At 58.3% G+C, this 14041-nt stretch carries 13 protein-coding genes; 8 read left to right on the top strand and 5 right to left on the bottom strand.

Features of this window, described 5'->3' with window-relative positions; all coding sequences use genetic code 11:
- The first annotated feature begins 298 nt into the window (after positions 1 to 298).
- The gene (locus JUI81_RS30975) at positions 299 to 2236 is read left to right on the top strand and encodes an alkaline phosphatase D family protein (RefSeq protein ID WP_026331933.1); all 1938 of its coding nucleotides are present in this window, start codon (positions 299 to 301) and stop codon (positions 2234 to 2236) included.
- Between the two features lie 16 nt (positions 2237 to 2252).
- Complete coding sequence (locus JUI81_RS30970) at positions 2253 to 2780, top strand: adenylate kinase (protein ID WP_204125630.1); 528 nt, start codon at positions 2253 to 2255, stop codon at positions 2778 to 2780.
- Between the two features lie 123 nt (positions 2781 to 2903).
- Here JUI81_RS30970 and JUI81_RS30965 read toward each other — a convergent pair whose 3' ends face one another.
- On the bottom strand, positions 2904 to 4079 hold the full coding sequence (locus JUI81_RS30965; RefSeq protein ID WP_204125629.1) for an aspartate aminotransferase family protein: 1176 nt from the start codon (positions 4077 to 4079) through the stop codon (positions 2904 to 2906).
- A gap of 102 nt (positions 4080 to 4181) precedes the next feature.
- Here JUI81_RS30965 and JUI81_RS30960 point away from each other — a divergent pair, with 102 nt between their 5' ends.
- The gene (locus JUI81_RS30960; protein ID WP_019582322.1) at positions 4182 to 5087 is read left to right on the top strand and encodes a LysR family transcriptional regulator; all 906 of its coding nucleotides are present in this window, start codon (positions 4182 to 4184) and stop codon (positions 5085 to 5087) included.
- A gap of 75 nt (positions 5088 to 5162) precedes the next feature.
- Positions 5163 to 6176: a sensor domain-containing diguanylate cyclase gene (locus tag JUI81_RS30955; protein ID WP_019582323.1), complete on the top strand. Its 1014-nt coding sequence runs from the start codon at positions 5163 to 5165 to the stop codon at positions 6174 to 6176.
- A gap of 9 nt (positions 6177 to 6185) precedes the next feature.
- Here JUI81_RS30955 and msrA read toward each other — a convergent pair whose 3' ends face one another.
- From msrA to msrB, 3 genes are read right to left on the bottom strand one after another with little or no spacing between them, the layout of a single operon-like run.
- Positions 6186 to 6893 (bottom strand): peptide-methionine (S)-S-oxide reductase MsrA, encoded by a 708-nt coding sequence (msrA, locus tag JUI81_RS30950; RefSeq protein WP_019582324.1) that lies wholly within the window; start codon positions 6891 to 6893, stop codon positions 6186 to 6188.
- Positions 6894 to 6921: 28 nt separating this feature from the next.
- Positions 6922 to 8727, bottom strand: coding sequence for a cytochrome c biogenesis protein DipZ (locus JUI81_RS30945; RefSeq protein WP_204125628.1), 1806 nt, complete (start codon positions 8725 to 8727; stop codon positions 6922 to 6924).
- Positions 8728 to 8770: 43 nt separating this feature from the next.
- On the bottom strand, positions 8771 to 9286 hold the full coding sequence (gene msrB / locus JUI81_RS30940) for a peptide-methionine (R)-S-oxide reductase MsrB (protein WP_019582326.1): 516 nt from the start codon (positions 9284 to 9286) through the stop codon (positions 8771 to 8773).
- Positions 9287 to 9438: 152 nt separating this feature from the next.
- Here msrB and JUI81_RS30935 point away from each other — a divergent pair, with 152 nt between their 5' ends.
- From JUI81_RS30935 to JUI81_RS30920, 4 genes are all read left to right on the top strand, one after another.
- Positions 9439 to 10155, top strand: coding sequence for a response regulator transcription factor (locus tag JUI81_RS30935; RefSeq protein WP_018930163.1), 717 nt, complete (start codon positions 9439 to 9441; stop codon positions 10153 to 10155).
- Positions 10152 to 11681: a HAMP domain-containing sensor histidine kinase gene (locus JUI81_RS30930; protein WP_204125627.1), complete on the top strand. Its 1530-nt coding sequence runs from the start codon at positions 10152 to 10154 to the stop codon at positions 11679 to 11681. The genes JUI81_RS30935 and JUI81_RS30930 overlap by 4 nt, the downstream gene beginning before the upstream one ends.
- Before the next feature lie 66 nt (positions 11682 to 11747).
- The gene (locus JUI81_RS30925; protein ID WP_111455312.1) at positions 11748 to 12263 is read left to right on the top strand and encodes a hypothetical protein; all 516 of its coding nucleotides are present in this window, start codon (positions 11748 to 11750) and stop codon (positions 12261 to 12263) included.
- A gap of 136 nt (positions 12264 to 12399) precedes the next feature.
- Complete coding sequence (locus JUI81_RS30920) at positions 12400 to 13104, top strand: hypothetical protein (protein ID WP_018930160.1); 705 nt, start codon at positions 12400 to 12402, stop codon at positions 13102 to 13104.
- Positions 13105 to 13201: 97 nt separating this feature from the next.
- Here JUI81_RS30920 and JUI81_RS30915 read toward each other — a convergent pair whose 3' ends face one another.
- The gene (locus tag JUI81_RS30915) at positions 13202 to 13837 is read right to left on the bottom strand and encodes a LysE family translocator (RefSeq protein ID WP_019582328.1); all 636 of its coding nucleotides are present in this window, start codon (positions 13835 to 13837) and stop codon (positions 13202 to 13204) included.
- Between the last annotated feature and the right edge of the window lie 204 nt (positions 13838 to 14041).

The raw sequence follows: 14041 nt of genomic DNA, 5'->3' as shown, positions 1-14041 counted from the left end.
CTACAGCAGCCTCTGTTGCTGTCAAGCACTAAATTTCAAATTTTCTTCATGAAATTCAACTACTTGCCGCCAACTCAGCTTCAAACTCCTCGTTAGCGGGAGGCGAATAATACAGTGTTTTATTTGGTGGTCAACCACCTGTTGTAATTATTTTCACCTAATCCATGCGGCTTAGGCGGAGTACCGACTTCTGCCTCATAAGCTGTCCAGGCTTTGCTTGCATTACCCGTCGACAAACCCGCCCTCTTTACCAGCTGCGCTATGATCGCGCCCCTCTGCGCCAAGAGTCTTGAACGGGATGTCTATGTCTTTGCCATTAGCTGACGCTCATCAATCACTACCACCCGTACTCGTCGGCCCGTTATTGCGGCGCCTGGAACCTGCGCGGCTGGTGCTCTGGCTGGTCGGGTCGCGTGCGCTGGCGCTGACGCTGCGCCTGCAAGGCATCGATATCCGCCTCGATGCGGATCAATGCACGATCATTCCCGTCGGCACTCATGCCTTTATTCATCTAATAGATGTACCACTGAACACCGCCCTGCCCTGCGACACGCTGATCGAGTACGACCTGCTGATCACCGAGGCGGGTGGCGCTCCGTCGGGCATCGCCGAGTGGGCACCTCACCTACTATATGGCGAAGCGCGCTGCCCGAACTTTGTGTTGCGCTCACAGATCGATCAGTTGCTGCATGGCTCCTGCCGTAAACCTCACCATCCGGCGGCCGATGGCTTGCTGTGTGTCGACCGGTTGCTCGCGTCAGAGCCGGACGCAAGCAAGCGTCCGGCTCTATTAATGATGAGCGGTGATCAGGTGTATGCGGATGATGTCGCGGGACCAATGCTGCGTGCAATTCATGCCTTGATCGAACATCTGGGGTTGTTCGACGAACACCTCGACGGCGCAGTAGTCAGCGACAGCACCAAACTCTACGAACATCCGGCCAGTTACTACCATCGTGCGGATTTGTTACCGGCGCTTGAGAGCAACGAAACTCTGCGCGAGCGATTTTTCGGTGGGGCGCGTAAGCCGATTTTCACCAGCAGCAGCGCCGACAATCATTTGGTGACCTTCGCCGAAGTCATGGCCATGTACCTGCTGGTGTGGTCGCCAACGTCCTGGACGCTGATCGCGCCGCAACCACCGACACTGACGCCCGAACGACGCAAGCGTTATGCCCTGGAGCAGACGCGCATCGATGGGTTCAAGGCGGGGCTGGGTGGTGTCGCGCGGGCGATGGCGCATTTGCCATGCCTGATGATTTTCGATGACCACGATATTACCGATGACTGGAATCTCTCTGCGCAATGGGAGGAAACGGCCTACAACCATCCGTTCTCCAAGCGCATCATCGGCAACGCGCTGTTTGCTTATATGTTGTGTCAGGGTTGGGGCAACAACCCGGATGCGTTTGGCAGCGTACTGGAAAAAACCCGCTTATTGAGCGTCACGGGGCAAGACCATCACCTCGACAGCGAGGTCCAGGACGAATTGATCGATGAACTGCTGAGTTTTCAGCAGTGGCATTACGTGCTGCCCACTCGCCCGGCGCTGGTGGTGCTCGACACCCGCACCCGGCGCTGGCGCAGCGAGATGAACCTCAAACAGCCGTCGGGCCTGCTGGACTGGGAAGCGCTCAGTGAGCTGCAACAGGAATTGCTCGATCATCCTTCGGCGATCATCGTTTCACCGGCGCCGATCTTCGGCGTCAAACTGATCGAAACCGTACAGCGCGTGTTCAGTTGGTGCGGTTATCCACTGCTGGTGGACGCCGAAAACTGGATGGCTCATCGCGGCGCGGCTCAAGTGATCCTGAACATTTTCCGACACTCCCGCACACCCGGTAACTACGTGGTGCTGTCCGGTGATGTGCATTATTCCTTCGTCTATGAAGTATTGATCCGACACCGCAAGGCCGGCCCGCGTATCTGGCAGATCACCAGCAGCGGTATCAAAAACGAATTCCCACCCGCCTTGCTCGAATGGTTCGACCGCCTCAACCGTTGGCTCTACTCGCCCCGCTCGCCCCTTAACTGGCTGACCAAACGCCGACGCATGCGCATTGTTCCGCACATTCCCGAACACGCCGAAGCTGGGGAACGGCTGTGGAACTCGGCAGGAATTGGTCAAGTGTTCTTCAATGAAAAGGGTCAACCACAGGATATTTATCAATTCAATGCGGATGGATCGCCGAAGACGCGAATGATTGCGCCAGAAGTGTCCGAAACAGCCGACTGACTTTGCATGAATAACCATGAGCAATCATTACCCGGCCACCCTAAAACTCACTCGAACCCTGATCATCGGCAACTCCGGCTCGGGCAAGAGCTGGCTGGCCAAACGAATGGCCGAGCATCTGCAAGCGCCCTGGACCGATCTCGACCTGATTCACTGGGTATCCGATGAACACAGCATCGCCCGTCCCCGCAACGAAGCACTGGGAATGGCGCGGGTGGCGGCGAGTGAAGAGCGTTGGGTTATCGAGGGTGTTTACGGCTGGATGGTCAGCGAACTTGTGGAGCAGGCCACTGCGCTGATCTGGCTGTGTCTGGAGGACGAAGATTGCGTGAACAACATTCGCCAGCGAGAAGCGAGGCGGGACGAGAAGGAAGAGTTGCTGATTGCGTTACTCGATTGGGCCGGCAGCTACCGTACTCGCCAAGGGTCCAGTGGATTTGCCGCGCATCAGCGTTTGTTTGAAGGGTTTAGCAGTTCAAAACTTCAACTGATGAACCGGGCTGAAGTCTCCGCTTTCGTCAGTACGGTGCAGCAAACCAATTGATAGCCCCCGCAAGATAGCCCCCGCAATTTTCTTGGGGGCTTATTTCACTGAGGGAGACACCGATTTTGTAGGAGCTGCCGAAGGCTGCTCCTACAAAGGGAAGCGGTGTATACACAGAAGGTGTCAGGCCGCTTTCACCGCCCGCACCACCCCTCTGACAATCATTTCCACTTCCCGCTCATCGATCGTCAGCGGTGGCAGCAGGCGAATGGTCTTGCCCCGTGTCACGTTGATCAGCAAACCGTGATCCCGCGCGGCAATCAAGGTCAGGTCGCGGATTGGTTGGGCCAGTTCGATGCCAATCATCAATCCCTGGCCACGGATCACCAGGACGTTCGGGTCGTCGGCCAGTTCGACGCGCAATCTGGCAAGCAGGCGTTCGCCCTGAAGTCTGGCGTTTTCCAGCAGGCCTTGTTCCTCGATGATCTCCAGCACGGTGCAACCCACCCGACACGCCAGCGGATTGCCGCCGAATGTACTGCCGTGGCTGCCGGGTGTGAACAAATCCGCAGCCCTGCCCCGAGCCAGGCAGGCACCGATGGGCACTCCGTTACCCAGGCCTTTGGCCAAGGTCATGACGTCCGGGATGATGCCTTCGTGCTGGAACGCAAACCACTGGCCGGTACGGCCGATGCCGGTCTGGATTTCGTCGAGCATCATTAACCAGGCGCGCCGGTCACAGAGCTCGCGCACCGCTTTGAGATAACCGGGCGGCGCCACTTGCACACCACTTTCGCCCTGAATCGGCTCCATCAGAATCGCCACAATGCGTGGGCCGTGGGCTTTCTGCGCCTTTTCCAGGGCAGCGAGGTCACCGAATGGCACTTTAATGAAGTCCCCCGGCAACTTGTTATACCCCAGGCGCACCGCCGGGCCGTCACTGGCCGACAAGGTGCCGAGGGTCCGTCCGTGGAAAGCATTCTCCATGACCACTACCTGCGGTTGTTCGATGCCTTTGTGCCAGCCGTAAAGCCGCGCAAGTTTCAGCGCAGTTTCGTTGGCTTCGGCACCGGAGTTATTGAAGAACGCCCGCTCCATGCCCGATAGCCGAACCAGTTTCTGCGCCAGCCGCTGTTGCCAGTCGATGCTGTACAGGTTGGATGTGTGCAACAGCAACCCAGCCTGTTCGCTGATGGCCGACACGATTCGCGGATGGGAATGACCGACATTGGTCACCGCCACGCCCGCCACCGCGTCCAGGTATTCACGACCGGCTTGATCCCACAGTCGCGTGCCCAGGCCTTTGCTGAAACTCAGGGCCAAAGGTTGGTAAGTGCTCATCAGGCAGGTGGCGGTCATGACATCAAGCTCCATCAATAGTCGGTGTTTTTGCAGTATCGTTAGCCACCTGAGCTGGATAAACACTGAAATACTTCAATAATTTTAAAGCTGGGCTTGATAATGGATTTATTCCAGGCAATGACCGTTTACGTAAGAGTGGTGGAAGCCGGCAGCATGACCGCCGCCGCTTTGCAGTGCGAAATGTCCACGACCATGGTCGGTAATCACCTGCGGGCTCTGGAGCAACGCCTGGGTGTGCGCTTGCTCAACCGTACGACACGGCGTCAGCGTTTGACGGAATTCGGCACGGCGTACTATCAGCGGTGTCTCGAAGTGTTGGGGCTGGTGGCTGATTCCGAACGCCTGGCCGAACAAACCCTTGACGAGCCGAGCGGCACTCTGCGCATCACCGCACCGCTGACCTTCGGCACCGAACGGCTCGCACCGGCCCTGAGCGAGTTCACCCTGCGCTGCCCGCAAGTCAAACTCGACGTCGTTTTGACCAACCAGCGTCTGGACTTGCTCGACAACGGTTTCGACGTGGCGATTCGTCTGGGCACGACCGAACTGTCCAACATGATTTCTCGCCCGCTCATCGACTACACGATGACCCTGTGCGCATCGAAGGATTATCTGGAGCGTCGAGGCACACCGGAGAAACCCGCCGACCTGCAACACCATGACTGTTTGGCCTTCGCCTACCCGGCCGGAGATGACTGGCACTCGGTAGCCAAACAATGGCGCCTGAAGGGGCCCGAAGGCGAAGTCATGGTGGCGGTCAGCGGGCCGATGTTGATCAACAGCTCGGCGGGGCTGCATCAAGCGGCGCGAACCGGCATGGGCATCGTGATGGTGCCCGATGCGCTGGTGGAGCAAGACCTTCGGGACGGAAAACTGGTGGCCTTGATGCAGGATTACCAACTGCCAAGTCGGCCGATGAACCTGGTGTACGCCCAGGACCGCTACCGTTTGCCGAAATTGCGCAGCTTCGTTGACTTTGCACTGCGGTGGTGGGGCAAACACTAGCCGGGGCAATACGCCATGAATTAATCTCCTCGACTGACGAGTCACGTTGATATCAGGACGGCAGGGAGACCGATGATGGGTGATGCATCGAAAATCGAGCCGTTGAAGTTCGATCTGTCAGATTTTAACGAAGACATGCTGCACACCGTTCTGGAACTGGTCAGCGATGGCATCTGGGACTGGAACGCCAACACCGGGTTCGTCTATCGCAACCCCGGGTGGTACGAGATGCTCGGCTATACGCCTCATTCCCTGGACAACAATGTGTTGACCTGGGAAAACGTGATCCACCCCGACGATTATTCGCGGGTCATGGCATTGTTTGATGACTACCTGGATCAGCGCGCTCCCGGTTATCAGGCCGAGTATCGCTGCCGCATGCGCGATGGCACTTACACCTGGATCGAGGATCGCGGCTACGTACTGGCACGTAATGCCGACGGCTCGGTGGCGCGAATGATCGGCGCGCACCGCAGCATCGAAGACAAGAAACGCCTGATCGAAGAAATGGAGCGGCGTAATCAATCCCTTGAAGCCATCGTCAAGGAACGCACTCGGGAGTTGTCCCGGGTCAATCAGCAGTTACAGATTCAACTCGAAGAAAATCGCAAATTGGCAGAAACCGATGTGCTGACCGGCATCGCCAATCGCTATCGACTGGAGAAAACCCTGCCCAAGGAATGCGACCGCGCCCAACGCTTCCGCGAACCCCTGTCGCTGATCGCCATGGACCTCGATGACTTCAAAAACATCAACGATCACTACGGTCACGCCCTGGGAGATGCAGCGTTGGTGCAAGTGATCGAGAGTGTGAAGCACTGCGTGCGCAAAGGTGATCTGTTGGCGCGCTGGGGCGGTGACGAATTCATCCTGATCCTGCCCAATACCTTGCTGGCCGACGCCAGGTCACTCGCTGAAAGAATCCGTCATGGCCTGGCGAGCCTGCTGCCGGTCGGGGACTATCAAGTGACCATGAGTTTTGGCGTGGTGCAGCGCTTTGAAGAAGAACAACAGACCGGGTTGCTGGCCAGGGCCGATCAGGCGCTGTATCGGTCGAAAATCGCGGGCAAGAATCTGATTTCAGGTTGAGCCGCCTGCCTACATGCCCGCTTTTACCAATACTGGTTTTTCCTGATACCGATCCGGATACAGTTGCTTCAACTGCGCCACTTTCGGCAGGTCATTGATCACGATGTAGGGGTACGTCGGGTGCTCGGTCAGGAAGTCCTGATGCTCCTCCTCCGCCGGGTAGAAGCCGTTGTAGCTTTCCAGCTTGGTGACAATCGGTTTGTTGAATGAATGAGCAGCGTCGAGCTGGGTGATGTAGGCCTGGGCGACGCGTTGCTGTTCGGTGTTTTTCGGGAATAGCGCCGACCGATACTGGGTGCCTCTGTCCGGGCCCTGACGGTTGAGTTCGGTGGGGTTGTGAGCCACCGAAAAATAGATCTGCAACAGGGTTCCGTAACTGACCTGAGCGGGATCGAAGGTCACTTCGACAGCCTCCGCATGGCCGGTATCCCCCTCGCTGACCCGCTCGTACTGAGCGGTATTGGCTGCGCCACCGGCATAACCGGAAACCGCATTTTTCACCCCTTTGACATGCTGAAACACGCCTTGGACGCCCCAGAAGCAACCGCCGGCAAAAACCGCCGTTTCGCTGTGCGCCTGGGTGGTTTCGTCAAGCGTCGGCGCCGGGATGATGACCGCCTCTTCGGCGCCCGTGAACGAGAACGCAGAGCACTGACCGATAACGGTGGCGGCGGCCAAACCCAGAATTGTGCGACGCCAGTTGAATGGGTTTTTCATGGGCTGTCTCCTGAATGAATGGGGGCTGTCAACCAAACGTAAACGCATACGCCGACACACCCTGATCGAGAAACTCGATGCTGAACGTCCGGTCCTTTACGCCTGAGGTCTGGCGTACCAGTTGATACAACCGCTGCTCGGTGACGCTGCCGCTGCCATCAGGCGCGACGTCGATACCGTGGGCATCACCTGGGGGCTTGCCGTCGATCAACACTTTGAAACGCACCGGTTTGCCGTCAGCACCGGGGCCCAACACCAAGTGCAAATCGCGAGCGTGAAACCGATAGACGATACGACTGGCCGCAGCGTTTGAAACGGCCCGCTCCGGACCGACAGCCCATTGACCGTCGAGGCTCCAGTCATTGAGGGCCAGTTGTGACGGTGGCTTATAGGCAGTCGCCTTGTCCGGCACCAGGCTGGTTTCAGAGGCGAAATGCTCCATCCGCCGGTAGCCGACATAGGTTTCGGGGGATTGCACTTCATTCATGTCCGGGGCGAGTTGAACACCCTGGGCGTTGGCATTGATCAGCCCCTGCGCGACTTTCGCGGCCCCCGCCTCACGCAACAGTTGCTGAATCACTTGCTCGGATTCGGCGTACTTGCCTTCACCAAAATGGTGATAACGAATGCGTCCCTGAGCATCGACAAAGTAATGGGCCGGCCAGTATTCGTTGTTGAAAGCGCGCCAGATCTTGTAGTCATTATCAATGGCCACCGGGTAGGTGATGCCCAGGTCCTTCATGGCTTTGGTGACATTGCCCACATCCCGTTCGAAAGCAAACTCGGGCGCGTGGACACCGATCACCACCAAACCCTGATCGCGATACTTCTCGGCCCAGGCCTTCACATACGGCAGGGTGCGCAGGCAGTTGATGCAGGAGTAAGTCCAGAAATCCACCAGCACGACCTTGCCCTTCAACGCCTGGGCGGTGAGTGGGGGCGAGTTGAGCCATTGCACGGCGCCGTCCAGGGATGGAAGGCTGCCCTCAATCGGCAGCGCGCTCGGCGCCTTCGCGGTCACTTTCATCGCATCGCCAGCGGCCATGCTGCCAGCGGGTTGATCGCCGGCCCGTGGAATCTGCGCCATCATTGTCCCGCTGTTGGCCGGTGTCTTACTGGCCAATCGGTTAACCAGCACCTGCTCGATGCCGCCGGTGGACGCCGTCGAAACCCGCGCCAGAATCCCGGTATCCAGCCCAAGGGCAATCGCCACCACACCGACCAGCATCGCGACGCCCAGGCCACGACGTAGCCACTCGCCAGCGCCTATTGAGCGCTTCATTGCGGCGAAGACTTTACCGCCCAGCAGCAGTGCCGCGGCGAGAGAAGTGGCGGCACCGGCCGCGTAAGCCAATAGCAACAGGGTGGTCGCGATGCTTGCCCCTTGCAGCGCCGCACCGGTCAGCAGTAAACCCAGAATCGGCCCGGCGCAGGGTGCCCAGAGCAGGCCCGTGGCGACGCCGATCAGGAATGAAGCGCCGGGACGCGGACGGGAATCTACGCCCGCGGCTTCCGACAGCCGACCGCCGGCCGCCACCAGTGGACGCGTCAGGCGTTCGGCCAGCCGCGGCAGCAACAGCGTCAGCCCGAACAGTGCCACGAACAGCAACGCGAGCCAGCGACCGTACTGATTGACTTGCACCACCCAACCGCCGCCCACCGCCGCCAACGAGGCGACGAGCGCGAAGGTCAGTGCCATCCCCGCCAGCAGCGGCAAGCCACTTTTCATAAACGGCTGCCCGGTGCGAGCGAAGACAAAGGGCAATACCGGCAGAATGCACGGACTGACAATCGTCAGCACACCACCGAGATAAGCGAGGGCCAGAAGCCACATAACGTCGACCTGCATGAAGTGAGTGAAAGGAAGTGCCCATGGATCACGCCTGTGGCTTGAAGGTCAGCGCCTGGCCGTTCATGCAGTAGCGCAGACCGGTGGGCTTTGGCCCGTCCTCGAAGACATGCCCCAGATGACCGCCGCAACGACGACAGTGCACCTCTTCGCGCAATACACCGAAGGAGCGGTCCTGTCGGGTGGCCACCGCGTTGTCCAGGGGCGCCCAGAAACTCGGCCAGCCAGTACGACTGTCGAACTTGGTGTCGGAAGAAAACAACGACAGATCACAACCGGCGCAGGCAAAAACGCCCTTGCGGTGCTCGTTGTTCAGCGGGCTGCTGTAGGCCCGTTCGGTGCCCTCTTCGCGCAGTATTTCGTACTGCTCGGCGCTGAGCCGGGCGCGCCATTCGCTGTCGCTGTGGGTCACCTCGAAAACCTCCTGCGCGCGGGCTTCATCGACCAGCGCAATGCTTGTGGAAAATTTTGGCAATACACCGATCACCAGGGCTGCAGCCCCCAGCCCGCCGCTCGCTACCAGAAACTGTCGCCGTGAAAACATGGCCTTCTCCAAAATTCCAGGTGCCTTGCATGGAACACAGCCTAGGCTTGAGTTGATCGCCAAATCCTCACGAGGAGTTAAATAATTCGTGATAACTCAACCTCAGGAAAACCCGCACAATGTGTTCATTGCGTCACAAAGGATTGAGCTCCATGGAACAGACCAAACGCGTCCTGGTGGTCGAGGACGACCTGCACATCGCCGACCTTATCTGCCTGCATCTGCGCGATGAGCAGTTCGAGGTAGTGCACTGCGCCGACGGCGACGAGGGCATGCGTCTGTTGCAGCAAGGAAGCTGGGACGCACTGATCCTCGACCTGATGCTGCCCGGCGTCGATGGCCTGGAAATCTGCCGCCGCGCCCGGGCCATGGCCCGCTACACACCGATCATCATCACCAGTGCGCGCTCCAGCGAAGTGCATCGGATTCTGGGACTGGAGCTGGGCGCCGACGATTACCTGGCCAAACCCTTTTCCATGCTCGAGCTGGTGGCACGGGTCAAGGCACTGCTGCGACGGGTCGACGCCATGGCCCGCAATCTGAAAATGGATGCAGGCAGTCTGATCAGCGATGGCCTGTCCATCGACCCGATCACCCGTGAAGTCTCCCTCGACGGCCGGCGTCTTGACCTCACGCCACGGGAATTCGACCTGCTGTACTTCTTTGTCCGTCAGCCTGGCAAAGTCTTCTCGCGCATGGACCTGCTCAATGCGGTGTGGGGCTACAGCCACGAAGGCTACGAACACACGGTCAACACTCATATCAACCGCCTGCGGGCAAAGATCGAGGCCGATCCGGCACAACCGGCGCGCATCCTCACGGTGTGGGGCCGTGGCTACAAATTCGCAGCAAGCGGAGAGCAGCCATGAGGTTGACCCTGACCCAACGCCTGTCCCTGGTGTTCGCCGTGCTGTTGCTGGTGTGCAGCGGCACCTCGGTATGGATGCAGGTACGCTCCAACCAGATGCATGAGCTGGAAGTGGTGCAAGGCTTGTCGCGGGATCTGGCGCAACACATCGCCCACGACACCGTGCTGATGGACCGCAATGGCCCGATGCCCAATGCCGTGCGCGAACTGTTCAGCCAGCTGATGCTGGTCAATCCCAGTGTCGAGGTCTATCTGCTGGATACCGGCGGCCGGATTGTCGGCAGCGCCGCGCCTGAAGGCCGAATACATCGGGAGCAGGTCGATCTGGTGCCAATCCAGCGCTTGCTCAAGGGCGAGGCATTGCCGATTCTCGGCGACGATCCGCGCAGCGTCGATGGTCGCAAGGTGTTCAGCGCCGCGCCTTTGCGGGTCAACGGTCAGCCGGCCGGTTATTTGTATGTGGTGTTGCTCAGCGAAGCGCACGACCGCTTCGCCGAGCGCGGAGCCACCAGCGCGGCGCTCAATACCGCGTTGTTGTCCATCGGACTGGTGGCGTTGCTGTGCCTGATTGCCGGCCTCACGGCATTCGCCCTGATCACCCGGCCATTGCGTCGCTTGACCGAGAAAGTCAGTCAGTTCGATATCAACGGCGTTCCAACCGCTTCGCCGGAACCTGAGCCGGAGCCGGAGCCGATGGAAAAGGCCGCCAGCCACGATGAAATAGCTGTACTCGACGCGGCCTTTCGGCAGATGCAAGCGCGCCTCGGTGAACAATGGCGCTCGCTGACCCGTCAGGATCAGGAGCGTCGCGAACTGGTGGCCAACATCTCCCACGACCTGCGCACGCCGCTGGCTTCGCTGCACGGTTACCTGGAAACCCTGTCGCTCAAGGACGCCACCTTGTCCCCCGCCGATCGCCGTCGCTATCTGGGAATCGCCCTGGATCAAAGCCGCAAGGTCGGCGGCCTAGCGCAATCGTTGCTGGAACTGGTGCGGCTGGAACACGGTTTCGTGCAACCGGTGCTGGAGCGTTTCTCCCTGACTGATCTGGTGCAGGACATTTTTCAGAAGTTCGAACTCAGCGCCGAAGCGCGCCAGATTGAACTCAAGGCCACCTTCGCCCCCAACGTCGCCGTGGCCTGCGCCGACCTGGGGCTGATCGAGCGGGTGCTGACCAATTTGTTCGATAACGCCCTGCGCCACACGCCCCCAGGCGGAGAAATCGAACTCAGCCTCCGCCCCCAAGGGGCTTTTATCGAAGTGACCGTCAGCGACACCGGCCCCGGCATCGCCCCCCAACTGCGTGAAGGTCTGTTCCTGCGGCCATTCAACATTGGCGGCGCACGGCGCGATGGCGGGCTGGGGCTGCGGATCGTGCACCGGATCCTGCAATTGCACGGTCGCGAGATCGAGCTGATTGATGTGCCGGGACGCGGCGCGACTTTTCGCTTCTCCTTGCCGGCGGATGAGCAAACGGCGGAGCAATGGATGACTCGTTCGATGAATATGAATTCGACGGGGAAATAGTCGATAGCCTCGGCCATGGCAGCAGCTATTATCCGGACTCTTCATTCCCGGCACGGATGCTACGTAATGCTCAATACCCTGCAAAACACCCCGCTATGGGTTTATGCGATCTTTCTGCTGCTCTGTTACTACGGCGTCAAAGCCTTATCCCCAACCCATGAAAGCAAAACGTCGTTGCTTGTCACTCCACCGCTTTTGCTCGGCTGGTCGTTGTACTCGCTGAACCTGACGCTGAACCCTCAACTATCGATTGGCTGCTGGTTGGCCGCCGTCATTATGGGCAGCCTCACGGCACTGGTTGTATTTGCGCACAAGGGTATTGAGCTGGATGATCCGGAAACCGGGCTGATCGTGCCGGGCACGGTTAAAACACCGGTGCTCTACCTGCTGTTTTTTGCCGTGAACTATTACTTTGGCTATCAGGATGAGGTGCATCCGGAGTTCGCCGTCACGCTTGAGATGGTGTTGCTCAAGGCTACGGCGTCGGGTTTTGTCTGCGGATTGATCAGCGGGCGGGCGCTGAAACTTTATCGGGTGCTGCTGACACTCCAGGCAAAACGCCCGCAGATGTCAGTCAGCTAAAAGCGCTCTCACCAAAAATGCAGACCAGCCACCGGTTCATCCGTGACAACACAGCGCTGGTCCAATAGATTAGGCGGCCTGAAAAAGCCCTGTGCTTTCTCGCCTCTATCCAAGTTAAAGAAGTAGTGAAATTTCAATGTCCGATTCCAATACCGCTGAATCCGTAGTCACCTTGTCGTCCAAAGCGGAATACGAAAACTCCATCAATCTTTCACAACACGTGCCTCAGGCCAAGACCATCAGCGAGATGGTTCTGGACGCTTTTCAATCCACCCGGGAAAGCGACCAGATCCGCGAACTGCGCGCCGCGATTCGCCAGGCTCACGACAGCTTCGATGACGATAAAGCCTACGAATTGATGGGCGAACTCAAGCAATTGAAAGACGCCGAAGCGGCCGATATTGCCGCCTTGGAAGACCTGAGCAGCAAATTCCCGATCAGCCGCATTCTGTCCAGCTTCAAGGACGACCCGGCGTTCCAGGAAATCGTTTATGGCCTGGCGCTGAAAGTGCTGAACCAGACTCACCAAGCCATCAGCAACCCGAGCAGCGGCAAGAGCAAAGCGGCTCGCGCCAAAAAAGAAGTCGAAGTGTTCACCATCAGCAAGGACGGCATCAGCGTCACCCTGCCCCTGCGCACCCCGCGCTCGCGCCTGAACGTTGACCGTGAAGCGCTGGAATTCCTGGGCTTCACTTTCGTCGGCGAAGGTGAAGAAGCGGAGCTGGAAAGCGAGACGTTCCTGGACAATGCCGGGGCCGAACAACCGGTCAACCGAAAAAACATCATCACCGCGCTGCAGCAGCAGACCGCGTTCGACGGTTACAGCATCGCCGCGCAGTAACGCTAAACGCTGCACACAAAAATCCCCGCCATCGAGCGGGGATTTTTATTGCCTGCGCGCACGAGATTGGCACTCGGCTCAGGTGCTGCACGCCATCTCAAACCGCCCACAAAAACGGTTTAGCCCTGATGAAATCTTGTAGTTTCCATAAAGAGAAAACGATCAGACAAAGACCACTAGACCAATTCAATAGGCGAGTGCTTTTCCTTCCAGACAATGCCCTTCCAATAACATCGCCCCCCATTACGTACACCATCTGGCAGGCGAGACTGCCGACGAAAAAACCAGCGAGCGAAAGAGGCACGTTAACAGTCGCTTCGTCTGAGTGATTAGCGATGACATAAGAGGTGATTGCCACAATGGTCAACGGATTGCTCAGCGTTAACGCAAACACAGAGAAAAAGCCTGATTGGCGTGTGATGCTCATTGTCGAATCAGAGGACGCAGTGATCCTTATACCCAAATAGAAGAGATAGGCTATTGAGACAACTGTCAGAAGATCCAGATAGCCCAATACAAAGGTTTTGATCAGCGCTACCCCCATCAACGCGACTGCGGCATACAGAGCATCCGCCAGGGCTGCTCCGAACGCACCTGGTACGGCGCTCAATCGTCCATGCAAGATGGACTGCCTCAATATAATCAAGGCAATCGGCCCAAAGGTGATCGACAACACGATTGAAAATAATAGAGATCGCTGAAAATCCTGCACGTCCTTGCCCTCTGATTCCATTTCCCTTCACGATACTAATCCTGACCCGAGATGGTCATTCATCCCTGCCCGGCCCAGCTGAACCGTAGCGAGCAAAGCAGGTGCTGGCATTAGGAGACTTCCTAAATGCCATACTCCGTTTTCCTAAACAATCTGATCCTTCGCACAACCAAGAGTTATGCAAAAGGGGCTCGAGTTCAGAACCACCTGAATCGCCCCCAACAA

The organism is Pseudomonas sp. 008 (genome assembly GCF_016861935.1).
GTDB lineage: Bacteria > Pseudomonadota > Gammaproteobacteria > Pseudomonadales > Pseudomonadaceae > Aquipseudomonas.
Note: the sequence above shows the minus strand (reverse complement) of the source record. Positions and strands in the feature narration are given on the sequence as shown.

What these genes read in the sequence shown, in the direction of transcription:
- JUI81_RS30915 (WP_019582328.1), bottom strand. Translation starts at nt 13,837, where the DNA reads ATGGAATCAGAGGGCAAGGACGTGCAGGATTTTCAGCGATCTCTATTA.
- msrA (WP_019582324.1), bottom strand. Translation starts at nt 6,893, where the DNA reads ATGAAAAACCCATTCAACTGGCGTCGCACAATTCTGGGTTTGGCCGCC.
- JUI81_RS30920 (WP_018930160.1), top strand. Translation starts at nt 12,400, where the DNA reads ATGTCCGATTCCAATACCGCTGAATCCGTAGTCACCTTGTCGTCCAAA.
- JUI81_RS30960 (WP_019582322.1), top strand. Translation starts at nt 4,182, where the DNA reads ATGGATTTATTCCAGGCAATGACCGTTTACGTAAGAGTGGTGGAAGCC.
- JUI81_RS30945 (WP_204125628.1), bottom strand. Translation starts at nt 8,727, where the DNA reads ATGTGGCTTCTGGCCCTCGCTTATCTCGGTGGTGTGCTGACGATTGTC.
- JUI81_RS30965 (WP_204125629.1), bottom strand. Translation starts at nt 4,079, where the DNA reads ATGACCGCCACCTGCCTGATGAGCACTTACCAACCTTTGGCCCTGAGT.
- msrB (WP_019582326.1), bottom strand. Translation starts at nt 9,286, where the DNA reads ATGTTTTCACGGCGACAGTTTCTGGTAGCGAGCGGCGGGCTGGGGGCT.
- JUI81_RS30930 (WP_204125627.1), top strand. Translation starts at nt 10,152, where the DNA reads ATGAGGTTGACCCTGACCCAACGCCTGTCCCTGGTGTTCGCCGTGCTG.
- JUI81_RS30975 (WP_026331933.1), top strand. Translation starts at nt 299, where the DNA reads ATGTCTATGTCTTTGCCATTAGCTGACGCTCATCAATCACTACCACCC.
- JUI81_RS30970 (WP_204125630.1), top strand. Translation starts at nt 2,253, where the DNA reads ATGAGCAATCATTACCCGGCCACCCTAAAACTCACTCGAACCCTGATC.
- JUI81_RS30955 (WP_019582323.1), top strand. Translation starts at nt 5,163, where the DNA reads ATGGGTGATGCATCGAAAATCGAGCCGTTGAAGTTCGATCTGTCAGAT.
- JUI81_RS30925 (WP_111455312.1), top strand. Translation starts at nt 11,748, where the DNA reads ATGCTCAATACCCTGCAAAACACCCCGCTATGGGTTTATGCGATCTTT.
- JUI81_RS30935 (WP_018930163.1), top strand. Translation starts at nt 9,439, where the DNA reads ATGGAACAGACCAAACGCGTCCTGGTGGTCGAGGACGACCTGCACATC.